The 22,821-nt window shown below is 63.3% G+C and carries 15 protein-coding genes; 2 read left to right on the top strand and 13 right to left on the bottom strand.

Annotated features, from left to right (window positions below):
- Positions 1 to 3: 3 nt before the first annotated feature.
- From glgA to PWG15_RS15820, 9 genes are all read right to left on the bottom strand, one after another.
- On the bottom strand, positions 4 to 1,446 hold the full coding sequence (glgA, locus tag PWG15_RS15860) for a glycogen synthase GlgA (protein WP_275021449.1): 1,443 nt from the start codon (positions 1,444 to 1,446) through the stop codon (positions 4 to 6).
- 7 nt (positions 1,447 to 1,453) lie between these two features.
- On the bottom strand, positions 1,454 to 2,716 hold the full coding sequence (gene glgC, locus PWG15_RS15855) for a glucose-1-phosphate adenylyltransferase (protein ID WP_065778710.1): 1,263 nt from the start codon (positions 2,714 to 2,716) through the stop codon (positions 1,454 to 1,456).
- Between the two features lie 119 nt (positions 2,717 to 2,835).
- On the bottom strand, positions 2,836 to 5,046 hold the full coding sequence (gene glgB / locus PWG15_RS15850) for a 1,4-alpha-glucan branching protein GlgB (protein WP_275021446.1): 2,211 nt from the start codon (positions 5,044 to 5,046) through the stop codon (positions 2,836 to 2,838).
- A complete protein-coding gene (locus PWG15_RS15845) occupies positions 5,043 to 7,505 on the bottom strand; it encodes a glycogen/starch/alpha-glucan phosphorylase (protein ID WP_275024436.1) in 2,463 nt (820 codons plus the stop codon). The genes glgB and PWG15_RS15845 overlap by 4 nt, the downstream gene beginning before the upstream one ends.
- Positions 7,506 to 7,728: 223 nt before the next feature.
- Positions 7,729 to 8,970 carry a vWA domain-containing protein gene (locus PWG15_RS15840; protein ID WP_275021444.1) on the bottom strand — a complete coding sequence of 414 codons (1,242 nt, stop codon included), beginning with the start codon at positions 8,968 to 8,970 and terminating at the stop codon, positions 7,729 to 7,731.
- A 178-nt stretch (positions 8,971 to 9,148) separates the two neighbouring features.
- The gene (locus PWG15_RS15835) at positions 9,149 to 10,027 is read right to left on the bottom strand and encodes a transglutaminase family protein (protein ID WP_275021441.1); all 879 of its coding nucleotides are present in this window, start codon (positions 10,025 to 10,027) and stop codon (positions 9,149 to 9,151) included.
- Positions 10,028 to 10,043: 16 nt separating this feature from the next.
- Positions 10,044 to 12,452, bottom strand: a complete 2,409-nt coding sequence (locus tag PWG15_RS15830; RefSeq protein WP_275021440.1) for a circularly permuted type 2 ATP-grasp protein — start codon at positions 12,450 to 12,452, stop codon at positions 10,044 to 10,046.
- Positions 12,453 to 15,779 carry a transglutaminase family protein gene (locus tag PWG15_RS15825; protein WP_275021438.1) on the bottom strand — a complete coding sequence of 1,109 codons (3,327 nt, stop codon included), beginning with the start codon at positions 15,777 to 15,779 and terminating at the stop codon, positions 12,453 to 12,455.
- 162 nt (positions 15,780 to 15,941) lie between these two features.
- Positions 15,942 to 16,976 carry an aldo/keto reductase gene (locus PWG15_RS15820; RefSeq protein ID WP_275021436.1) on the bottom strand — a complete coding sequence of 345 codons (1,035 nt, stop codon included), beginning with the start codon at positions 16,974 to 16,976 and terminating at the stop codon, positions 15,942 to 15,944.
- Positions 16,977 to 17,110: 134 nt separating this feature from the next.
- Between PWG15_RS15820 and PWG15_RS15815 the strand changes: the two genes are divergently transcribed.
- The gene (locus PWG15_RS15815; RefSeq protein ID WP_275021434.1) at positions 17,111 to 18,022 is read left to right on the top strand and encodes a LysR family transcriptional regulator; all 912 of its coding nucleotides are present in this window, start codon (positions 17,111 to 17,113) and stop codon (positions 18,020 to 18,022) included.
- On the opposite strand, the gene PWG15_RS15810 is transcribed toward PWG15_RS15815, so the two are convergent.
- From PWG15_RS15810 to PWG15_RS15795, 4 genes are all read right to left on the bottom strand, one after another.
- Positions 17,994 to 19,811 (bottom strand): GGDEF domain-containing protein, encoded by a 1,818-nt coding sequence (locus PWG15_RS15810; RefSeq protein ID WP_275021432.1) that lies wholly within the window; start codon positions 19,809 to 19,811, stop codon positions 17,994 to 17,996. The genes PWG15_RS15815 and PWG15_RS15810 overlap by 29 nt on opposite strands.
- A gap of 301 nt (positions 19,812 to 20,112) precedes the next feature.
- On the bottom strand, positions 20,113 to 20,880 hold the full coding sequence (locus PWG15_RS15805) for a VOC family protein (RefSeq protein WP_275021430.1): 768 nt from the start codon (positions 20,878 to 20,880) through the stop codon (positions 20,113 to 20,115).
- Between the two features lie 119 nt (positions 20,881 to 20,999).
- The gene (locus PWG15_RS15800) at positions 21,000 to 21,476 is read right to left on the bottom strand and encodes a DUF1579 domain-containing protein (protein ID WP_275021428.1); all 477 of its coding nucleotides are present in this window, start codon (positions 21,474 to 21,476) and stop codon (positions 21,000 to 21,002) included.
- 105 nt (positions 21,477 to 21,581) lie between these two features.
- Complete coding sequence (locus PWG15_RS15795) at positions 21,582 to 22,304, bottom strand: DUF899 domain-containing protein (protein ID WP_275021426.1); 723 nt, start codon at positions 22,302 to 22,304, stop codon at positions 21,582 to 21,584.
- A 60-nt stretch (positions 22,305 to 22,364) separates the two neighbouring features.
- Between PWG15_RS15795 and PWG15_RS15790 the strand changes: the two genes are divergently transcribed.
- Positions 22,365 to 22,811, top strand: coding sequence for a MarR family transcriptional regulator (locus PWG15_RS15790; RefSeq protein ID WP_275021424.1), 447 nt, complete (start codon positions 22,365 to 22,367; stop codon positions 22,809 to 22,811).
- Positions 22,812 to 22,821 lie beyond the last annotated feature (10 nt).

The raw sequence follows: 22,821 nt of genomic DNA, 5'->3' as shown, positions 1-22,821 counted from the left end.
GACTTAACCTTTCCCGAGAAGACCGGAATATAGAGAGACGTAACGCTCGGCACTTGTGGCCCAGGAAACGTCCGATTTCATGCCCTGGGTCTGAATTTTCGCCCAGACCTTGGGCTCGCTGTATGCACGCAGCACGCGCCGGATCGCAAGTCGCAACCCGTCGCCATTGACAGGCGCGAACTGGAAGCCGGTGGCGACCTTGGCCGCAAGCCCGGCCTCGTTCGCGTCGATGATCGTGTCGGCAAGCCCGCCGGTGCGGGCGACGACGGGCACGCAGCCGTAGCGCAGGCCATAGAGCTGGGTCAGGCCGCAGGGCTCGAAACGTGATGGAATGAGGATTGCGTCCGAGCCCGCCTGCATCAGATGCGACAGCGGCTCGTTGTAGCCGGTAGCCATGCCGATATGGCCGCGATGGCGGGAGGCGGCAGCAAGCAGCGCGCCCTCGAGCGCGGCGTCGCCGGAGCCGAGCACGATCAGTTTGCCGCCAAGGGCTACGAGTTCGTCCGCCACTTCCGCGACGAGGTCCATGCCCTTCTGCCAGGTCAGCCGGCTGACGACACAGAAAATGGGGCCATTGCCCTTTTCAAGGCCGAAGCGTTCTTCGAGCGCCCGCCGGTTGCCGGCGCGCTGCTTCAAGGTCGTCGCGCTGAAATGCTGGGCGATATGCGGGTCGGTCTGCGGATCCCAGATGTCGGCGTCAATGCCGTTGACGATGCCCGAAAGGTTGGCGACGCGGCTCTTCAACAGGCCCTCGAGGCCCATGCCGAATTCTGGTGTCAGGATTTCCTGGGCGTAGGATGGGCTGACGGTGGTGACCGCATCTGCGGTCTGCAGGCCACCCTTCAGGAAGCCGACGTCGCCGTAATATTCGACGAACTGCATCGAGAAGGCTTCCGGCGGCAGCGCCAGCTCCGGAAAGACCGCGGCCCCGAACTGGCCCTGGAAGGCGATGTTGTGGATGGTCAAGACCGTCGGTGTGGCGGCGGCAGGACCGAAATGCATGTAGACGGGTGTCAGTGCCGTCTGCCAGTCATGGGCATGGACGATGTCGGGTTTCCAGCCGGGGATGACGTCGCCGCCGGCGATCTCTGCCGCTGCAAGCGAAAGTGCCGCGAAACGCCGGAAGTTGTCGGCATAATCGAGGCCGGTCGCATCGACATAGGGGCCGCCGTCGCGGTTGTAGAGCGCCGGCTGGTCGAGGATCAGAAGATCCAGTCCGTCGATTACGGCTGCGAGAATTGTCGCCGGATTGCCGAACAGGTTGTCGAATGTGCCGACCTTCTTTTTCTTCTTCAGCTTCTGCAGCACGGCCGGATAGCCGGGCACCAGGGTGCGGGTCTTGACGCCGTGCGGCAAAAGCGCTGTCGGGAGCGCGCCGACGACATCGGCGAGCCCCCCGGTCTTGATCAGCGGATAGACTTCGGACGCAACGGACAGGACGTTCATGGAGTGCCTACATTCCCAGCTTGTCGATCATCGTTTGCGTGATCAGGCAGACGCCGTTTTCCGAACGCCGGAAACGCTTGGCATCGAGTTCCGGGTCGTCGCCGACGACGAGGCCCTCCGGGATCACGACACGGCTGTCGATGACCACGTTGCGTAGCGTCGCATGGCGACCGATCTTCACATCGGGAAGAACTACGGCATTCTCCAGACGGGAATATGAATTTACCCGGACACCTGTGAACAACAGGCTGCGGTTGAGTGCTGCGCCCGAGATGATGCAGTCGCCGGAGATGAGCGACGACGTCGCCGAGCCGCGTCGGTTCTCGTCGTCATGCACGAATTTCGCCGGCGGCTTGATCTCGGCAAACGTCCAGATCGGCCAGGTGCTGTCGTAGATGTCGAGTTCCGGCGTCACATGCGTCAGGTCGATATTGGCCTGCCAGTAGGCGTCAATCGTACCGACATCGCGCCAATAGGCCTCGCGCTCGAAATCCGACCGCACGCAGGACTGGGCAAAGCGGTGGGCGACGGCTTTGCCGTTGTCGACGATGTAGGGAATGATGTCCTTGCCGAAGTCGCGGCTCGATTTCGGATCGGCGGCGTCGCGGCGCAGAAGATCCATCAGGAACTTCGTGTGGAAGACATAGATGCCCATGGAGGCAAGCGCCATGTCGGGATTGCCGGGAATGCCCGGCGGATCGGCTGGTTTCTCGACGAAGGCGATGATGCGGTCCTTGTCGTCGACATGCATGACGCCGAAGCCGGTTGCTTCCATGCGTGGCACTTCGAGGCAACCGATGGTGACGTCGGCGCCGGAATCGACGTGCTGCTGCAGCATCAATTCATAGTCCATCTTGTAGATATGGTCGCCGGCGAGGATGACCATGTATTCGACGCCGTGGTCCTCGATGATGTCGATGTTCTGATAGACCGCGTCGGCGGTGCCCTCGTACCATTGCGTCTCGGAAACGCGCTGGCTGGCGGGCAGGATGTCGAAGCTTTCGTTTCGTTCCGGGCGGAAGAAATTCCAGCCGCGCTGCAGGTGCCGGATCAGCGAGTGTGCCTTGTACTGGGTGGCGACGCCGATGCGGCGGATACCGGAGTTGAGCGCATTCGAAAGCGCGAAGTCGATGATGCGGGCCTTACCGCCGAAATAGACCGCCGGCTTCGCGCGCCGGTCGGTCAGCTCCTTCAGGCGACTGCCGCGACCGCCAGCGAGAACATAGGCCATGGCATCACGTGCCAGAGGTTGCGTACGCTTTTCCACCATTTGTCCTCCCCAATCATTGACTTCCGGGGTCGTCACGGCGGCTCTTGGCGACGCCTTGCGGCCCTCGAATTTTACAGTCTCGTTCCGCCGCCGATACCGGCGGGCGGGCCGGATGGAATTTACTCCTGCTCCAGCATCAGGGTCGCCAGAGGCGGCAGTGTGATGCTGGCAATCGTTGCTCCTATGGTGTTCTTCTTGGCATGGACGGCACCGCCATTGCCTTTGCCGCTTCCTCCATAGATTTCCGCGTCGGTGTTGAGGATCTCCTTCCAGCGACCTTCGACCGGCAGCGGAATGGCATAGCTTTCCCGGTAGACGGGGGTGAAGTTGGTGATGACAGCGACGAGCTTTTCACCCGGTGCCTTGCGCAGCCAGGCGAAGACCGAATTGTCGCGGTCGTCGGCAAGCAGCCACTCGAAACCGTCGCCCTCGCAGTCGCGCGCGTGCAGCGCCGGCTTGGCGCGGTAGGTTCCGTTGAGGTCACGTACCAGGCGCCGCATGCCCTCGTGCAGATGATATTCGAGCAGATTCCAGTCGAGCGCGCGGTCCTCGGACCATTCGCGCCATTGTGCGAATTCCTGGCCCATGAACAGCAGCTTCTTGCCGGGATAGCCCCACATGAAGGCGTAGTAGGCCCTGAGATTGGCAAACTTCTGCCAGTCGTCGCCGGCCATCTTGGCGATCAGCGAACCCTTGCCGTGCACGACTTCGTCGTGGGAGAGCGGCAGCACGAAGTTCTCGCTGAAGGCATAGAGCAGGCCGAAGGTCAGGTCGTTGTGGTGGAACTTGCGGTGCACCGGCTCGCGCGACAGATATTGCAGCGTGTCGTGCATGAAGCCCATGTTCCACTTGAAGCCGAAGCCGAGGCCGCCGGCATGGACCGGATGGGATACCTTCGGCCAGGAGGTCGATTCCTCGGCGATTGTCAGGATGCCCTTGTGGGAGCCGTAGATCTCGGTGTTCATCGTCTGCAGGAAGCGGACAGCCTCCAGGTTCTCGTTGCCGCCATACTCGTTCGGCACCCACTCGCCGTGCTTGCGCGAATAATCGAGGTAAAGCATCGAGGCGACCGCATCGACGCGCAGGCCGTCGACATGGAACTTCTCGGCCCAGTAGAGCGCATTGTTGACGAGGAACGACAGCACTTCCTGGCGGCCGAAATTGTAGATCGCCGTGTTCCAGTCGGGATGAAAGCCCTGGCGCGGGTCCTCGTGCTCGTAAAGAGCCGTGCCGTCGAACCAGCGTAAGCCGTGCTCGTCGGTCGGGAAATGCGCCGGCACCCAGTCGAGGATGACGCCGATGCCGACCTTGTGGCAGCCGTTGACGAAGCGGGCAAAACCTTCGGGCTCGCCGAAGCGGGCGGTCGGCGCGTAAAGACCGGTCGTCTGGTAGCCCCAGGACGGATCGAACGGAAATTCCGAGATCGGCAGAAACTCGATATGGGTGAAGCCCATGTCGACGCAGTAGGGGATCAGCCGGTCAGCGAGCTCGTCCCAGGAGAGCATTTCGCCATTGTCGCGGCGCTGCCATGAGCCGGCGTGGACCTCGTAGATCGAGATCGGTTGCCGCCTTGCGTCGGTCGAGGCCCAATGTTTGCGGTGCGCCTCGTCGTCCCAGGTCTGGGCAATTTCCGGCGTCGTCATCGAGGCCGTGTTGGGGCGAAGCTCGGAGCGCCGCGCAAAGGGATCAGCCTTCAGGGGTAGCAGCGTGCCGTTGCGGTCGAGGATCTCGTATTTGTAGGCAAGGCCGCCCTCGACTCCCGGAATGAAGATCTCCCAGATGCCGGTGTCGGCGCGCAGCCGCATGACATGGCGCCGGCCGTCCCAGTCGTTGAACTGGCCGACCACAGAAACGCGCCTGGCGTTGGGTGCCCAGACGGCAAAGTGGTAGCCGCGCGCGCCGTCGTGCTCGATCGGATGCGCCCCCATCTTGTCAAAGAGCCGCAGATGCGAACCTTCACGGATGTAATAGTCGTCCATCGGGCCGAGCACCGGACCGAAGCTGTAGGGATCGACGACGATCCATTCGCCGCCCTGATTGCGGGCGCGGTAGCGCACCGGTTGGGGTTTCTTGAGAGCGATCGGTCCCTCGAAGAAGCCGGCGTCGTCACGTCGCTCGAGTGTGCCGAGTTCCTTGCCGACAAGCGTTTCGACCGTCACGGTCTCGGCATCGGGAATGAAGCAGCGGGCAAGGATGGCCTTGCCGGCGGGGTGCACGCCGAGGACCGCGAAGGGATCCTCGTGCGTACCCGAAAGAATGGCCGTGATATCCAGCGCTGACAGCAGACCTGAAGCTGCGGGTTCCGGGTCCTTGCCGGCCGAAGGCGTCATCCAGCTCTCCAGATTTCCCCGGCATATTGCCGGATGGTGCGATCGGACGAGAACCAGCCCATCCGTGCGGTGTTGCGAATCGCTTGCGCATACCAGTCGGACGGTGTCGTCCAGAGCTGGTCGATTTCGCGCTGGGCCTTGGCATAGGCCTCGAAATCGGCGGCGACCATGAACCAGTCGTGATTGTAGAGACCGTCGACAAGGCTGGAGAAGCGATTTCGGTCGTCCGGCGAGAACACGCCCGAGGCAATCGCCTGGAGCGCCTGCGACAGTTCGCGCGAACCTTCGATGATCGCCCGCGGATTGTGGCCCTCGGCGCGCGCCTTCGTCACCTCTTCGGCGGTCATGCCGAAGATCTTGATGTTTTCCTCGCCGATCCAGTCGCGCATCTCGACGTTGGCGCCGTCAAGCGTGCCGATCGTCAGCGCACCGTTCAGGGCGAACTTCATGTTGCCGGTGCCTGACGCTTCCATGCCTGCCGTCGAGATCTGCTCGGAAAGGTCGGCCGCCGGAACCATGATCTCGGCGAGCGAGACGTTGTAGTTCGGGACGAAGACGATCTTGAGCAGGCCACGCACGGCCGGGTCGTTGTTGACGACGCGGGCGACGTCGTTGGCGAGTTTGATGATCAGCTTGGCATTGTGGTAGCTCGGCGCCGCCTTGCCGGCGAAGAGCTTGACGCGCGGCACCCAGTCGAGTTCCGGATGCGAGCGGATCTGGTCGTAGAGCGCGACCGCCTCGATGATGTTCAGAAGCTGGCGCTTGTATTCGTGGATGCGCTTGATCTGGATGTCGAACATCGCCGACGGATCGAGCCTGATGCCGAGCCGGCTCTGGATGAGCTGGGCGAGGCGCACCTTGTTGGCGCGCTTGACGGCGGCGAAATGCTCCTGGAAGTCCGGCTTGTCCGCGAAGGCATCGAGTGCCTGCAGCGCCTCGGTATTGTCCATGAACTCGTCGCCGATCGCGTCGCGGATCAGGCCGAAGAGACCGGGATTGCACTGCATCAGCCAGCGGCGCGGGGTAATGCCGTTGGTCTTGTTGTTGATGCGGTCGGGGTAGAGCTTGTGCAGGTCGGCAAACACCGTTTCCTTCATCAGCTCGGTGTGCAGCGCCGAAACGCCGTTGATCGAATGCGAGCCGACAAAGGCGAGATTGCCCATGCGCACGCGCCGTTCGCCACTCTCGTCGATCAGCGAGATGTTGCGGATCTCGTCGTCCGTTGCGCCCTTCTGCCGGCGGGCCTCGATCAAGATCTTGGCATTGATCGCGTAGACGATCTGCATATGGCGCGGCAGCAGCCGCTCGATCAGCGGCACCGGCCAGCTTTCCAGCGCCTCCGGCAGAAGCGTGTGGTTGGTGTAGGAGATCGTGCGGCGGGTGATGTCCCAGGCCTGCTCGAAATCGAGGCCGTGAATGTCGGTGAGCAATCGCACCAGTTCGGCAACCGAGACGGCCGGGTGGGTGTCGTTGAGCTGTATCGCAACGGCGTCGGGCAGCGAGTTGAAATCCGGATATTGCTGCAGATGACGACGCAGGATGTCCTGCAGCGAGGCGGAGGAGAAGAAGTATTCCTGGCGCAGACGCAATTCCTGCCCGGCCGGCGTCGCGTCGGCGGGATAGAGAACGCGGGTCAGGCTTTCCGCCTTGTTGCTTTCGCGCAGCGCGCCGATGTGGTCGCCGGCGTTGAAGGCGGCGAGCAGGATCGGGTCGATCGGCTGCGCCGTCCAGAGCCGCAGCGTGTTGACGCGCTTTGCCCGCCAGCCGACGGCGGGTGTGTCGAAGGCCGTGGCGATGACGCGTTCGGCCGGCTTCCAGACGAAACGCTGGATTTCCTCATCGACATTCGCCGTTTCGACGACCCCGCCAAAGCCGATTTCGTAAGAGCTTTCGCGCCGTTCGAACTCCCAGGGATTGCCGTGGGCAAGCCAGGTTTCCGGCAGTTCGACCTGCCAGCCGTCGGCCATCTGCTGGCGGAACAGGCCGTGCATGTAGCGGATGCCGTAGCCATAGGCTGGCACGTCGACGGTCGCCATCGATTCCATGAAGCAGGCGGCAAGGCGGCCAAGGCCGCCATTGCCAAGCGCCGCATCCGGCTCGAGCTCGGCGACAACGTCGATATCGACACCGAGCGAAGCGAGCGCATCGCGCATCTCGTCCATCAGGCCGATATTGGTCATGGCGTCGCGCATCAGCCGGCCGATGAGGAATTCGAGCGAGAGGTAGTAAACGCGCTTGGCGCCGGTCGCATAGGTCTTGCGGGTGGAATCCATCCACTTGTCGGTGATGCGGTCGCGCGCGACCAGGATCGCCGCGGTCAGCCAGTCATGGGGCTTGGCGACCTTCGGATCCTTGCCGATGCGGTACTTCAGGCGTTCGAGGATTTCGACGGCAAGCTGTCCTGGTTCGGACGACCTGGGGGCGGGCTGCGGCACTTCGTTGGTGGAGAGCCTGTTCATCATGAAACTGTCTTTACCCTTTTGCGTTGGGAGGTCGCAGGCCGGAACCGACCGGGGATAGGGCAATTTATGCATCGATCCGAAGCGCTTGCAACAGATGTTTTTAAATGGATTAGAACTGTCTCAAGCTACGGAACTCGCTGGCGGAAAGAACCTGGCGGTGCGTGAACGCAAATGCCGCCCGGCGGGACCGGGCGGCATGGAGCTGGCACGTTTTGGTGTCTTATTTCGTCAGGCGTGTAGCCATGGCCGAAGCTTTTTCGCCGATCGCCTTGAAGGCTGCGATCAGATCGCCGGCTTCTTCCGCCTGGAAGTAGTTCGCTTCCGTCGTGGCGCAGGCCTTGAGCAGCGACTTGCCGCGGTCCGGCGCCATGAAGGCGACGGTGTAGACCTGCACATTGTTCTTTCGAGCGGTGTCGCACCACGTCAGGGTTGTCGTGTCGTCGCTCGTGTTGTTGTTGTCACCATCGGTCATGAAGACGATGTATTTCGTGGGGACCTGACCGTTCTTGGCCTTGTGGGCGCTATCCTCGGTCGCTGCGGTTACCTTGCCGTAGGCTGTCTTGAACGCGTTGCCCGAGGCAGTGCCACCTGTCGCGACAAGAGCGTTCACGTAAGTCGAGGTGCCGGTTGTACCCCATGCAAGGTTTCCTGCCGTGTCCTGCGCCGAATTGTAGGAGACGGCTGCCGTGCGGACATAGAGCGTGTTCGGGTCGGCGGTGTTCAGCTGCTTGAGCAAATCGCCGACAGCGCTTTTCAGCGCGTCGATCTTCGTCACGTAGCAGGGGCTGCTTGCCTTCAGGTTCGGATACTTGCTCCAGTTCGATTCCGTGTAGTTCGGGCACGACGTCTTGGTCGTGTCCTTCGTATTGGTCTTCCAGGCCATGGAACCGGAGCGGTCGAGCACCAGATACATCGAGAGCGCGTTCTTGCTCTCCGTCGCGCTTTCGGCAGTGGCGCGGGTCTCGATGTTGATCGATGTCTTCCCGAGCAGGCGTGTCATCGCGTTGAATTGGAACGTCTGCCTGTTGAGGACCGTGACGTTGTAGGCCTTGCCGGTGGGGCCATTGCTGCTTTCAACGATGTCGATGACCGGCTGGCCGGCCGTCGATGTTTCCGGCGAAGCGGTTTTGGCCAACGATCCCGTGCCGCCGGAATCCTTCCCGCCGGGAACGTCGACACTGGTGCCGCCCGACTGGGTCTTGAGGAAGGCCGCGGCTATTTCTTTTGCCTTGGCAATCGTCGGCGGATCCTTCGAAACCAGCGAAGAGGCCGCAGCAAGCGCTGCGGCATCCGCTGCATCCTGCATCTGGTTCTTGGCCGTCATCATGCCGGCCATATCAACGGCGACGCCGCCGGCTGCCAATATCAACGGCGCTGCGAGTGCCGCCATCATACCGAAATTGCCACCCCGGTCCTTGAGCATCGCTACGAAGGACCGGCCTACCGTGTATCGTCTTCCCATCTTTGCACACCCCAAAGGAACACGTTGCAAGCTTGAGTGCATCAATAGCGTCGATGGCTTACGATATCGTTCCAGCAATCACTGCAATTTTAATGGAATGCAGGAAAGCCAGTGCTTACAGCGGGTTCCGCGGTATTTGCCGTGTCTGAAAACGAGAATTTCGCTGTGTCAAATCGGGTCAGAGAACGGGAATGACGTCGACGGCCTGTTTCGTCGTCTGGCTGCCGTAGCTCTTGAGGACCCCGATGACCGGGGCGACGTCGCCGTAATCGCGGCCGTGGCCGACGACGATGTGGTCGGTTCCCGCCGGAATATTGTTGGTCGGGTCGAGTTCGAGCCAGCCGCCTGTGGTGCCGCACCATATCCGCACCCAGGCGTGCATGGCGTCGGCACCCTCAAGGCGCTCCTTGCCGGGCGGAGGGATTGTCCGCAGGAAGCCGCTGACATAGCCGGCGGGGATGCCGAGGCTTCGCAGCGCCACGATCATCACATGGGTGAAATCCTGGCAGACGCCGCGCTTCAGCTTGAAGGCCTCCGCGGGCGTGGTGTTCACTGTGGTGGCCTCGCCGTCATAGGTGAAATCGCGGTGGATGCGCTCGCACAGCGCCGCGGCGATCTGCCGGACCGTCATTGTCTCGGCGATGATTGCCCTTGCGTAGGCGGCAATTTCAGGTGTCTCCGGCAGCAGCGGGCTTGGTCCCGTGAAGTGGTGCGGCGCTTCGGCGTCGACAGACCAGCAGGCGGCAAGCTCGGCCGGCAGGCCCGCGAGGTCAGGTGAGAAATCCGCGGTCAAAGGCTGCGGCTCCACTTGTACCCGCGCTTGCATGCGGATCGTCAGGTCGTCGTGAGAAGACCGAAACAGGATCGAGGCGAAAGGGTTGGCGAAGAAGTCGATGCTTTCGGCGCGCTCGGCCGGATTTGGCTGGCAGCTGAGCGAACCGACGATGAGCCGCTGGCGACCGGGAAGCGTCGCCGGCATGACGCGCACGAGATGGCGCCCGCCGGAAACCGGTACTTCATAGTCATAGATGATCTTCAGGCTGATATCGTAGAGCATGTCGTCCCTTTGCCCGCTAGCCGAGATAGGTTCGTGCGAGCAGATCGGACAGGCTTTCGAGATCCCGCTCCAGCCGATTGTAGACGCCGAGGTTCATCGCTTCCGGCGTCATCACCGCGAGGCCCGAATGCAGGCGCATCGCCTCGCGGTAGAAGGGGGACATCTGGCCGTTGACGAAGGCGTTCGGCAGCAGTTCCACCTCGGTCTTGATCTCGTTCAGCTGGTAGAGCACCGAGCGCGGGTTGAGCGGGTCGAGCGCCAAAAGGTCGGTCACGGTCAAGGCGGCGGTGCTGACATTGTAGCGCCGGCGGTGGGTCATGACGCTGTCGCCGATCTCGAGCAGCATGTCATAGGCGCCGTCGGGCGCATCGGGGCCCGACATGTGGCCGAGCAGTCGCGTCATGTGAAGGCCGCGCTCCAGGTATCGGCCGATCGACAGAAAGCGCCAGCCGGTGAAACGGTACATGTTTTCGTGCACGAGGCCGGCAAAGCCGGCGAGCTTGCGGAGCAGCACCGTCATCGCGCGGGTCGCATCGTCGCCCGACTGCACCGTCGCGTGAAACTTGCGAGCCGTCTGCGAAAGGTCGTTGAGCGCCAGCCATCCATCCGGGGAGAACCGGTCGCGGATGTTGCCGGCGCTGAAAAGAGCGCTTGAGATGTTGGCAAGCAGGCTGTCGGGCACCGGCTGGCGCGTGTCGATGTCCAGTGCGTCGAGATAGTCGCTGACATCTCTCAGCAACGGCAGGTCCGGGTCGGCGGTTTCGGCAAAGCGGCCATGCCAGGCGCGCAGGATGCGCAGCGCCCCTTCCGAACGCTCGATGTAACGGCCGAGCCAGAAGAGATTGTCGGCTGCCCGGCTCGGCAGGCTTCCCGGCATGTTGCGGGTAAAGCTCTCCTCAGCCGGAAGCAATGTGGTGCGCTCGACCGGACGGTCGCTGACAATCCAGACGTCGGCGGCGGTGCCGCCCGCCTGCATCGCGATCGCGGCCACATCGTCGCCGGAGCCGATGCGGGCGAAACCGCCCGGCATGATCTGCCAGCCGTCACGGGTCCGCGCCGCGAAGACACGCAAGCTCATGGGTCGTGGAGTGAGCCGGCCACGGACCCAGGCGGGGGTGGTCGAAAGCGTGACGACTTCCTGACCGACGAGCTTGCCGCCTTCGGCGTCGAGCCAATCGGCGATCGAGGCGCGGGCTTTTTCATCTAGCGTGGCGCCGAGCAGCGACTGGCCGTTGTCATCGAAAAAGGGGCGCGTCGCATAGGCCGGACCGATGACCATACGATCGAGATTGGCAGCGACCTGTTCGCGCTCGGCCGGCTGTCCGCACCACCAGGTGGCGATCGAGGGGAGCTTCTGCTCCTCGCCGAGCAAATGGCGGCAGATCGCCGGCATGAAGGCGAGGAAGGCGCGTGTCTCGACGATGCCGGTGCCGAGCGCATTGACGATCGAGACCGAGCCGGCGCGTAGCGCCTCGACGATGCCGGGCGTGCCGATATGCGAGGACTGGTTGAGTTCGAGCGGATCGGCGAAGGCGGCATCAAGGCGACGCCAGAGCACGCCAACCGGCTTGAGGCCGGCGACGGTTCGCACCATCACCCGACCGCCGACGACGGTCAGGTCCTCACCCTCAAGCAGCATGAAGCCCAGGTAGCGGGCGATATAGGCGTGTTCGAAATAGGTCTCGTTGGCGATGCCTGGCGAAAGCACGGCGATGCGATCATCCGGATGAAGCTTGCGGCTCTGAAGCGCGTCTCGGAATTCACCGAAGAAGCCCGCCAGTCGGTGGACATGGGATTCCGCGTAGAGATTGGAAAAGGCGCGCGTGGTCGCGACCCGGTTTTCCAGCGCGAAGCCCGCGCCGGATGGCGCTTCGGTGCGATCCGAAAGCACCCACCAATTGCCGTCGGGGCCACGGCCGATCTCGAAGGATACGAAATGGAGGAAATGACCGTCGGCCGGCTTCACGCCGACGAGCGGCCGCAGAAATTCCGGATTGGAGGCAACGAGCGCCGGCGGAAGCAGACCTTCGCGCACCAACCGGTTCTCGCCGTAGATATCGGCGACCACCTTCTCCAGGAGCTCGGCACGCTGCACGAGCCCTTGCGAAACCGTTGCCCATTCCCTTTCGTCGATCAGGACGGGGATATGCGATAGCGGCCAGCTCCGGTCCGAAGCCTCCTTGGCACCGTAGACACGATAGAACACGCCGGCATCACGCAGGTAGCGGTCGGCGCGGGCGAAGCGGTTGGCAAGTTCCGTTTCGTCGAGCCGCCCCAGGGTCGCGAGCAGGCGCTGCCATACGGGACGGACATTGCCCTCCCGGTCGAGCATCTCGTCGGCGATATCAGGAAGGGCGCGGTAGCCGAAGACCGGATCGTCCTCGGCACCGCGATCGTTCGCGGCAGCTGTCTGCTTCTTCGCCATTTACGCTCCTGGTGGACGCCTGAGATCAAGCGTCATCGGGAATTCCATCGACGGGTTTTCCGGGCGAAGCGGGTAACCTCCTGGCGTATGCCCCCAGGGCTCGAACCGCGCCAGGCGCCGCGCCTCGGCCTCGTTGCCGTTCACCGGAAACGTGTCGTAGCTGCGCCCACCCGGATGGGCGACATGGTAGACACATCCGCCAATCGCCCGATTCGACCATGTATCATAGATGTCGAATGTAAGGGGAGTGTTGACCGGCAGCACTGGATGCAACCCCGAGGCCGGCTGCCAGGCCTTGTAGCGGACGCCGGCAACAGCCGAGCCGTTGGAGCCGGTGCGCGTCAACGGTATCGGCCGGCCATTGCAGGCGACCGCATAGCGCTCGGGATTGGCAGTATCGAGCTTGACCTGCAGGCGCTCGACCGAGCTGTCGACATAGCGCACGGTACCGCCGATCGCGCCCTGCTCGCCCATGACGTGCCAGGGTTCCAACGCCTGGCGGATTTCGAGCCTGGCGTCCTGGTATTCGACCTCGCCGCAGAAGGGGAAGCGGAACTCGAGCTGAGCCTCGAACCATTCGGGCTTCAGATCAAAGCCGTGGGTCCTGAGGTCGGCGAGCACCTCGAGAAAATCCTGCCAGACATGGTGCGGCAGCATGAAACGATCATGCAGCGCCGTGCCCCAGCGCACGAAGCGGCCATCAACCGGGTGTTTCCAGAAGCGGGCGATGAGGGCGCGCACCAGCAATTGCTGGGCGAGCGACATGCGGGCATTCGGCGGCATCTCGAAACCGCGGAACTCGACGAGGCCAAGGCGTCCCGTCGGGCCGTCCGGGGAAAACAGCTTGTCGATGCAGATCTCGGCGCGGTGGGTGTTGCCGGTGACATCGACGAGCAGGTTGCGGAACAACCGGTCGATCAGCCACGGAAGTGGAGGCGGCGTTGCCGAGCCCGGCATCGGCACCTGGGCGAGCGCGATTTCAAGCTCGTAGAGCTGATCGTGCCGGGCCTCGTCGATGCGCGGCGCCTGTGATGTCGGGCCGATGAAGAGGCCGGAGAACAGGTAGGAGAGCGACGGGTGGCGCTGCCAGTGCAGGACGACGCTCTTGAGGAGGTCCGGGCGGCGCAGGAACGGGCTGTCGTTGGGATTGGCGCCGCCGACGACCACATGGTTGCCGCCGCCGGTGCCGGTGTGACGTCCGTCGATCATGAACTTGTCGGCGCCGAGCCGGCTCTGCCGCGCCTCCTCGTAGACCGCCGTGGTGATGTCGACGCAATCCTGCCAGCTGCCGGCCGGATGGATATTGACCTCGATCACGCCCGGGTCCGGCGCCACGCGGATGACGTTGATGCGCTCGTCCTGCGGCGGCGCATAACCTTCGATGTGCACCGGCAGGCCGAGAGCGGCAGCCGCCCGCTCCGCAGACGCGATCAGGTCGATATATTCCTCGATGCTCGCCGTCGGCGGCATGAAGACGCAGAGCCTGCCGTCGCGCGGCTCGACACTGATGGCGGTGCGCACCAGCCCGGCTATTTCGTCGCGTGGCTGGGCCTGCGGGGTTTCCGGTACTTCCGCGGCTTGAAAGCGGGAGTGCTGCGGACGGGCGCTGCGTTCGGCGAAGTCAGGCAGGTCGTTCCGGGGGACGGTCGGGTCGAGCGGATGGATATAGGGGTAGGCGGAGGGCGCCACATAGGGCAGGGCGCCGAGCGGCAGGCGATAACCGACGGGGCTATCGCCGGGAACGAGGAAGATGCGGCCGCGGCGCGTCTGCCATTTCTCGCTCATCCACCGAACGCCGGTGGCCCGGGCATTCCAGGCTTGCACAGGCAGCACGTAGCCGGTCGGCGTCGTCAGGCCGCGTTCGAAGACACGGGCCATGCGGCTGCGCTCTTCGGGATCCTTCAGCTTGGAATTGGAAGGATCGACGTTTTCGGGGAGGTTTGCCTCCTTCAGCAGCCAGTCGGCGGGGTCTTCGAAGGCCGGTTGGACCATTTCGGTCGGCACGCTCAATTCGCCTGCCATCAGATGCAGCAGACGTTCGGCGTCCTTCTCGGTGACGTCGTGGCGGCCCGCCTCCTCGGCAATGAGGTCGGGGCGGCGCCAGATCGGCACACCGTCCTTGCGCCAGTAGAGCGAGAAGGTCCAGCGCGGCAGGCTCTCGCCGGGATACCATTTGCCCTGGCCGTAATGCAGGAAACCGCCCGGCGCGAAGCGCTCGCGCAGGCGGCGGATCAGCGCGTCCGCCTTTTCGCGCTTGGTCGGCCCGACCGCGTCGGTGTTCCACTCCTCGGACTCGAAGTCGTCGATCGAAACGAAGGTCGGCTCGCCGCCCATCGTCAGGCGTATGTCGTTGTCCTCAAGAACCCGATCCACCTCTTCGCCGAGCGCATTCAGCGCCTCCCAACTCTCGTCGGAGAAGGGCTTGGTGATCCGCGGATGTTCGGCGACACGTGTCACCTTCATGTCGAAGGCGAAATCTGTGCGGGTATCGGGGTCGCCGAAGAAGCCGCCGGAGATGGGTGCTGCGTTGCGGAAATGCGGGGTGGCGGCAAGCGGGATATGGCTTTCGCCGGTCAGGAGGCCCGAGGTGGGGTCGAGCCCGACCCAGCCGGCGCCGGGCAGGTAGACCTCGGCCCAGGCGTGCAGGTCGGTAAAGTCATGGTCGGTACCCGTCGGGCCGTCGAGCGCCTTGAGATCGGGTGTGAGCTGGATGAGATAGCCGGAGACGAAGCGGGCGGCAAAACCGAGATTGCGCAGGATCTGGACAAGCAGCCAGCTCGAATCACGACACGAGCCACGGGCCGACGTCAGCGTATCCTCCGGCGTCTGGACGCCCGGCTCCATGCGGATGACGTAGCCGACTTCGTGCTGCAGGCGGGCGTTCAGTCCGACCACCATGTCGACGGTCCGCTGGCGGGAGCGGTCGACCGTCGCCATGAAGGTGGTGAGCGCCGGTCCCATCGGCTCCGGGGTCATGTAGATCCTGAGATCGTCGCTGAGATCTTCCGGGTAGGCAAAGGGCCAGTGCTCGGCTTCTTCTTCAACGAAGAAGTCGAAGGGATTGTAGACAGTCATATCGGCGACAAGGTCGACCTCGATCTTCAGTTCGCTCACCGGATCGGGAAAGACGAAGCGGGCGAGGTAGTTGCCGTAGGGATCCTGCTGCAGGTTGACGAAGTGATTGGCGGGCGAAACCTTCAGCGAGTGGCTGATGACCTTGGTCTTGGAATGGGCCGCAGGTTTCAGCCGGATGATCTGCGGCGACAGCCTTACGGGACGGTCATAGATATAGTGGGTCAGGTGGTAGATGCTGGCCTTGATCGACATGCCGGACTTGATCCCCTTCGTGGTAGGTCTTGCGCCCCCATCTCCGGGAAGTTTGTGCAATGCGAAGAGAGAATGCAAGCGTGAAAGTGTCTGAGGAAAATCAAGGCGCTGCAGCGCTTTCGCACGCCCGTTCAGGCGTGCGAAAGGCGGCTTCCGTTCCCGCTAGACGATCGGCGGATTGATCCGGGCGAAACCTTCCTGGCGGTAATAGGGGAAGTACGGATAGGCCGGCGTCGTCTTGCTCGCTTCATCGAGCCTCGCGATCTGTTCCGTCGACAGCGACCAGCCGATGGCGCCGAGGTTCTGGCGAAGCTGTTCTTCGTTGCGGGCACCGATGATGACACTCGATACGGTCGGGCGCTGCAAGAGCCAGTTGATGGCGATCTGCGGAACCGTCTTGCCGGTCTCCTCGGCCAGTTGATCAAGCACGTCGACGATGTCGTAGAGCTTCTCGTTATCGACCGGCGGGCCGAAGGCCGCGGTGTCGTGCAAACGGCTGCCTTCCGGCCAGGGCTGGCCGCGCCGGATCTTACCGGTGAGGCGGCCCCAACCGAGCGGGCTCCAGACGAGCGCCCCGACGCCCTGGTCGACGGCAAGCGGCATCAGCTCCCATTCGTAGTCGCGTCCAACCAGCGAATAATAGACCTGGTGGGCGACATGGCGCACGAGGCTGTGTTTTTCGGAGGCAGCCAGCGATTTCATCAGCTGCCAGCCGGCGAAATTGGAGGCCCCGACGTAGCGCAGTTTCCCGGCAGTGACGAGACCGTCGAGTGTCGCAAGGGTTTCCTCGACCGGCGTGCCGGCGTCGAAGGCATGCAGTTGCAGGAGGTCGATGTAGTCGGTGCCGAGCCGCTTGAGAGCATCGTCGACGCCCTTTACCAGGCGCGCACGGGAGGTGCCGGCATCGTTCGGCCCATCGCCCATCGGCAGCGCGATCTTGGTCGAAATGAGCACGGCATCGCGCCGTCCCTTGATCGCGGCGCCGAGCACGCTCTCGGAGGCACCGTCCGAGTAGACGTCGGCCGTATCGAAGAGATTGACGCCGGCTTCGAGCGAAATGTCGATCAGTCGTCGCGCTTCGGCCGCGTCGCTGTTGCCCCAGGCGCTGAAAAGCGGTCCCTTACCGCCGAAAGTCCCTGCGCCAAAGCTCAAGGCGGGCACCTTCAGTCCCGATGATCCAAGCCGTCTGTATTCCATGTCTTCCGCTCCTCGTTGGTTCTGCCTGTTCAGCGACGCCTGTGGTCAGCGGCTCGCCTCACGGAGGAAGGTGGTGTTGCCGGCATTTGCGATGTAGAGGTCATGAAGGAACATCATTTGTGAGTTGAAATCACATGTCGCGCTTGACGATCAATCGTTCGGGGGAGATGGCGGTATTTGCCAAGGTGGTGGAGCTTGGCGGCTTTTCGTCCGCGGCAAAGGTCTGCTGCATGACGCCCTCGGCTGTCAGCAAACTCGTCCAACGACTGGAAGAAAGGCTCGGCGTCCGGCTCGTCAACCGGTCGACGCGGCGGCTGCAACTGACGGCGGAGGGCTGCGCCTTCTATGAGCGGGCCGTGCGCATTCTCGCCGACATCGATGATGCGGAGCGCGCGGCGGGCGCTGGCGAAACGCCTGAGGGCCGGGTGCGCCTCAATGTCAGCGCTTCCTACGCGACGCATGCTTTGATGCCGGTGCTACCCGAATTCCTGGCGGAGTTTCCATCAGTCGCTGTCGATATCCTGCAGACGGACGCCGTCGTCGATCTGCTGGCGGAACGTGTCGATATCGCCGTGCGCGCCGGTCCGCTGAAGACATCGAGCCTGATTGCCCGCAAGCTCGGCAGCACATCGATGACGATCGTCGGCGCCCCATCCTATCTGGATCGTTTCGGCGTGCCTCAGACCATCGAGGATATCGAGACGCATAACCGGCTGAGCCATAGCTACGCACGTGTGTTCGACGGCTGGCCGTTGCTTTCGAACGCAGAACAGATCTTGCTGCCGCCGACGGAACGGGTGCGGGTGAGCGATGGCGAGGGCCTGCGCCGGCTCGCACTCGCGGGTGTGGGGCTCGCCCGGCTCCCGACCTTCACCGTGCGGGAAGATATCCAGGCGGGCCGGCTGCTGCCGCTCGTCGAGCATCTCAATCCCGGTGACGTCGAAACCTTCCACGCCGTATTTCTCGGTCAGGGCGGAGCCTTGCCGTCGCGCGTGCGGGTGATGCTCGATTTTCTGGCTACGCGCGCGCGGATTTCGTCTTTGTGAAGCGGGAAATGGTCGCCTCCGCCGGGTGGCCGCAGACGCGGTTGCGGCCCTCGGATTTGGCGCGATAGAGCTCCGTGTCGGCGCACTCGATCAGGTGCTTCCAGCCGCCGTCTGCGGTTCGGCCCTCCGCCACGCCGAAGCTGGCGGTCACCTTCAGTGTCTGGCCATCCGCAACCACGATCGGCTCGCGCGCAAGATTGGCCCGGATCCGCTCCGCCAGCGCAAGGGCCGACTCGATGCTGTCACCGGGAGTGATGACCGCGAACTCCTCGCCGCCGAAACGGGCGACGAGATCGGAGTTGCGCACGGAGTTGCGGATGACCCGGGCAGTTTCCTTGAGCACGATGTCGCCGATGAGGTGACCGTGGGTGTCGTTGATCTGCTTGAAATGGTCGATGTCCATCAGGATAAGACAGGCATCCTGGCTGCTGTCGGCCGTGTCCTCTGCGCCGCCGATGAGTTCCAATGCCCGGCGGTTGAGCAGGCCGGTCAGCTCATCGGTTTCAGCCTGATGTTCAAGGTGCTGCATCAACAGCGCGCGTTCGTCGAGGCGTTTGCGCAGCACGTCGATCGCGTCGAACAGGCGCCCCATCTCGCCTTCGCCGCCCTTGCCCTGAAGCCGGGCGATCGGGCGGTCATTAGCGAGTTCGATGATGCTGTGGCGTGCGATGAGCAGCGGTTCGAAGACCAGCGAGCGGGCGCGGCGCATCAGAACCAGCAAGACCAGGAACAGCGCGAAGGTCGCGAGGCTGGCGACCGCCAGCTTGACCGAGGCCCGCGTCTTGTTTGCCGCAAGCCGTTCGACGGTCGCATCCATGAAGGCGCGGCGAAGATTCTCGATTGGCTTCATCTTCGGGACGAAGCGGTCGGTCAATTGCTCGGCGGTCATGGGGTAGGCGCCCGATTGCCTGCCGATGGCGACGACACTGTCAATGATCGCAAATCCTTCACCAAAGAATTCCCGGTCGATCCTGGCGAGATCTGCAATATTGGCCGGTTTCAGGCCGGGAAGGGCGCCAGGCTTGCCGACAATGGACCAGATCTCCTGCAGTCTACCGCGCGTGCGCTCACTATCGGCGATGTTCTTGGCTTGGAGCGGCCGGCCGACGGCGACCGGGGCCATGACCTGCGAGCCGAGGCGGCCACCGTCCTCGCGCAGATTGGCAAGCATCTGCGCCGCAAGCGCGATGCCGGCAAGGTTCGGGTCTGTATTGGTCAGGCGTTGGATGTTCCAGTCGATCGCCGGGCGAAGCGCGTCGATGACGCCGAACATTGCCTCGATCGTCGCCTGGATCTGCGTCAGATCCCGTTGTTCGGGCGGAAGCGCGGCAATCCGATCGACCTCTGCGCGAGCCAGCATCAGGCGGCGGCGAGCTTCGGCGAGAATGGGGGAGAGGGCACCAGCCGGCTCCGAGCGGCTGGCATTGTCGATGTCCTCGGTAAGCCTGGTGAGCGCCGCGTCGCTGCGGGCACGAAACTCGGCAAGCCGGGCCTGGACGGGTGACCCCGCTGCCACGCCGATGCCGAGCATGCCGTTTGAGGGGCCGCGTTCCGCCGAGAGGTAGTTTGCGGCGTCGAGCACCCGGCAAAAAGCCATGACTTCGGTCAGGTTGCGGCGGGCGATGACGAATTCGCTATAGGAGGCGGCGATGATCTCGGTGGCGAGAACGCCAGTACAGGCAACAACGATGGCGAGCAGCCACTGGAGTTTGCGGCGCAGTGCCTTCGCCGTGCGCGCTTCTGCAACGCCCGTTTCCGGGGGCGTATAGCTGCCGCCTTTGTTCTTCATTTACGCGAAGTTGCTCCACTCATGTCGCCGCTCATCGCTTGGGCTGTCGCGACAATTCTTGTCGTGTGACAAGAAACCCATCCGAAATCAGTGTGCTCGTTGCCCCTGTTATCGTATAAGGTGTTAAATAACCTTGAAATACCCTGAAATACTAGGGGTCACGCCGCAACCGAGGGATGCGCGTGGTGCAGGGCAGGTGCCTGTGCTTCGTCTGTACATTCCGCCAATGGGATCGAAAAGGGGCCCGCCTCCGTAGGGCGGGCCCTGTTTCATGCGCGTGCTTGTCGGTTGATGCGACCGTTCAGCGTTTCGGCGCGACCAGCGCGAAAAGGGCGCCCTGCGGGTCGAGCGCCTGGACGATCCAGGCGCCTCCGGGCACCTCCATCGGCTCGAGCACGACCTTGCCGCCACCGGCGTTGATGCGCGCGATCGACGCGTCGAGTGCGGGAACGTTGATGTAGTAGAGCCAGTAGGGCGAGGGCACTTCCTTCGGCTTGGTCATCATCCCGCCGATCGGGGCGCCGCCATGGGCAAAGATCTGGTAGATGCCCATCTCGCCCATATCCATGCCCTGGTCCTTCGTCCAGCCGAAGAGCTCGGCGTAAAAGGGGAAGGCAGTGTCGAGGTCGCCGGATGCGAGCTCGTGCCAGCCGACAAGGCCGGGCGCCATTGGATCGGTGACCGGCGGCGGGTCGCCCGTTCCCTTGAAGATCGCGAACACGGCGCCGTGCGGGTCGGTCACGACGGCAAAGCGCCCGATGCCGGGGATATCGTCCGGCGCCCGATGAACCTTGCCACCCTTGGCGGCGATGCTGGCGGCGGTCGCATCGACGTCGTCGACGCCGACGTAGCCGAGCCAGGCCGGGGGAACTTTCATTTCGAGCGCGCCTTCCGGCATGGTCATCAGCCCGGCAACCGGTATCTCGCCTGCATTGAACAGCGTGTAGCTGATGCCGGGCATGCCGGAATCGTGGGCACTCCAGCCGACGACGTCCTTGTAGAAGGTCTCCGCCGCGGCCATGTCCGTCGTCATCAATTCGTACCAGACGTATTTTCCGTGATCTGCCATTGCCTTCCTCCAGTTTGCTCAGGCGCGGCGACGTTTCGTGCCGCTTGGTTGTAGTTCGAATGAGCCGTCAGACTGCTGTGGGCGCGGCCGGAAACCGAGAATGGCCGCCGATTCCGCGGTCAATCGCTGCGCAGGTATTCCGCCGTCATCATGTCTTTCCAGCTTCCGCCCGCTGCCTGCACCTGCGCCGTCAGGAGGCGCCGGGATTGATCGATGAGCGTGATGATGTCCCGGTATCGCGCAGTTTTGCCGGGGTTTTCGAAGTCCGGCCCCTCGCAGTAGAGGGACAGGGACTTGCCTTGCGCATCCAGTTCGCCGTCATAGACCCACATATGGGTCAGCATGGAGCCGACCCAGGTGCCGACGTAGCGTTTCGTCTCGGGATTGTAGCCGAGCGTCATGAGCGTCTCGCCGGAACTGCCGCCCGGCATCGTTCCCTGACCTTCGCAGACGATCCAGAGGCCCTGTAGCGAGCGAACGTGTTCGGTCCAGGGGCCGCTTCGGTCGGGCTCGTTGTCTGGCCCGGAGGTGCGAACCTGCCAGTCGCCCAGCAGTTGTTCGAGCCAACGGTGCGCTTCTTCCGGTTCTGCTCTCACGGCTGGTTTTCCTTTTTGGCGGGCGCAGATCATCGGCCCGACGCGCGAGCGGTGAGGAAACGTCTTCGCACGCGAAAGGTTCCGCCTGCGGGGACGCCAGCATGTCTAGCCTGCCTTGCGTTTCTGTTCGTACTCGTCGTGGCGGCGGACGAAGCTCATCGTCCCGTCTTCATTGCGGCCCTTCGGCGCGCGATCGAGCAGCATCAGCGTGCCGACCAGTTCCTCGAGACCGCGGGCATAGGACGAATAGGTGTGATAGATCGTGCCGTCCTCGCCTTTCTGGAAGGCGCTCAGTCCCGGCAGTTCCTCATGCGCGTTGGCGCTTTCGATCTCGGTGAAATTGTAGGCGACCTTGCCGCTTGCGAGTTCGTCGGGAGCAAAGGCGACGTGGTAATCATGGTTGAAGCCGTTGCCCTCGGCCGAGACCCAGGAGAAGTTCCAGTCCATGCGCTTCCTGTAGGCTTCGATTTTCGTCAGCGGCGCATTCGATGCGGCGATCAGTGTTACGTCGTGGTGGTTGAGGTGCGGCAGCATGCCGGCGAAGTGATCGGCCAGGAAGGAGCAGCCGGGGCAGCCGGCCTCCCAGGTGGGGCCGAACATGAAATGGTAGACGATGAGCTGACTGCGACCGTCGAACAGGTCGGACAGCGACTTGCGTCCGGTCACCGTGTCGAAAATGTAGGTCTTCTCCAACTTCACCCAGGGCAGCGCCAGCCGGGCGGCATTGACCTTGTCGCGTGCGTGGGTGTGTTCCTTTTCCAGCGCGAGCAGATCTTTGCGCGCTTTCAACCACTCCTCGGGCGATACGACTGCGTGGTCCTGTCTCATGCCCGTTCATCCTCCCAACGCTGCACTTGACTAATACGTTGATATCAACATTAATCAGTCATGTCAAAGATGACTTCGATTCCCTTCGCGACCACCCTGCATGTGAGGGACACCTGCCTCTGTCTGCATGTGCAGCGTGCCGCTCGCGCCATGGCCCGCCGGTTCGACGAGGCGTTGCGGCCCCTCGATATCACCAACGGGCAGTTCTCCCTGCTGATGTCGCTCAATCGTCCGACGCCGCCGAACATGGGGTCGATTGCGTCGCTGCTTGCCATGGATCGGACGACGCTGACTGCGGCGCTGAAACCCCTGGAACGGCGCGGCCTGGTCGAGAGCTTTGCCGACTCGGAGGATCGGCGGTCGCGGCGGCTGCGGCTGACGCAGGAGGGGGAAACACTGTTGGCGCGAGCCATACCCATCTGGAAGGCATTGCACGCGGCGCTCGATCCGGTGCTTGGTGACGGTGGACCGGACCGTCTGCGCGCGGATCTCCTGATGCTGGCTTGAACGATGGACG

Source organism: Ensifer adhaerens (assembly GCF_028993555.1).
In the GTDB taxonomy this organism is placed as follows: domain Bacteria; phylum Pseudomonadota; class Alphaproteobacteria; order Rhizobiales; family Rhizobiaceae; genus Ensifer; species Ensifer adhaerens_I.
Note: the sequence above shows the minus strand (reverse complement) of the source record. Positions and strands in the feature narration are given on the sequence as shown.

Coding starts and splice junctions, on each gene's coding strand:
- glgA (WP_275021449.1), bottom strand. CDS start 1,446: ATGAACGTCCTGTCCGTTGCGTCCGAAGTCTATCCGCTGATCAAGACC.
- glgC (WP_065778710.1), bottom strand. CDS start 2,716: ATGGTGGAAAAGCGTACGCAACCTCTGGCACGTGATGCCATGGCCTAT.
- glgB (WP_275021446.1), bottom strand. CDS start 5,046: ATGACGCCTTCGGCCGGCAAGGACCCGGAACCCGCAGCTTCAGGTCTG.
- PWG15_RS15845 (WP_275024436.1), bottom strand. CDS start 7,505: ATGAACAGGCTCTCCACCAACGAAGTGCCGCAGCCCGCCCCCAGGTCG.
- PWG15_RS15840 (WP_275021444.1), bottom strand. CDS start 8,970: ATGGGAAGACGATACACGGTAGGCCGGTCCTTCGTAGCGATGCTCAAG.
- PWG15_RS15835 (WP_275021441.1), bottom strand. CDS start 10,027: ATGCTCTACGATATCAGCCTGAAGATCATCTATGACTATGAAGTACCG.
- PWG15_RS15830 (WP_275021440.1), bottom strand. CDS start 12,452: ATGGCGAAGAAGCAGACAGCTGCCGCGAACGATCGCGGTGCCGAGGAC.
- PWG15_RS15825 (WP_275021438.1), bottom strand. CDS start 15,779: ATGTCGATCAAGGCCAGCATCTACCACCTGACCCACTATATCTATGAC.
- PWG15_RS15820 (WP_275021436.1), bottom strand. CDS start 16,976: ATGGAATACAGACGGCTTGGATCATCGGGACTGAAGGTGCCCGCCTTG.
- PWG15_RS15815 (WP_275021434.1), top strand. CDS start 17,111: ATGTCGCGCTTGACGATCAATCGTTCGGGGGAGATGGCGGTATTTGCC.
- PWG15_RS15810 (WP_275021432.1), bottom strand. CDS start 19,811: ATGAAGAACAAAGGCGGCAGCTATACGCCCCCGGAAACGGGCGTTGCA.
- PWG15_RS15805 (WP_275021430.1), bottom strand. CDS start 20,880: ATGGCAGATCACGGAAAATACGTCTGGTACGAATTGATGACGACGGAC.
- PWG15_RS15795 (WP_275021426.1), bottom strand. CDS start 22,304: ATGAGACAGGACCACGCAGTCGTATCGCCCGAGGAGTGGTTGAAAGCG.
- PWG15_RS15790 (WP_275021424.1), top strand. CDS start 22,365: ATGTCAAAGATGACTTCGATTCCCTTCGCGACCACCCTGCATGTGAGG.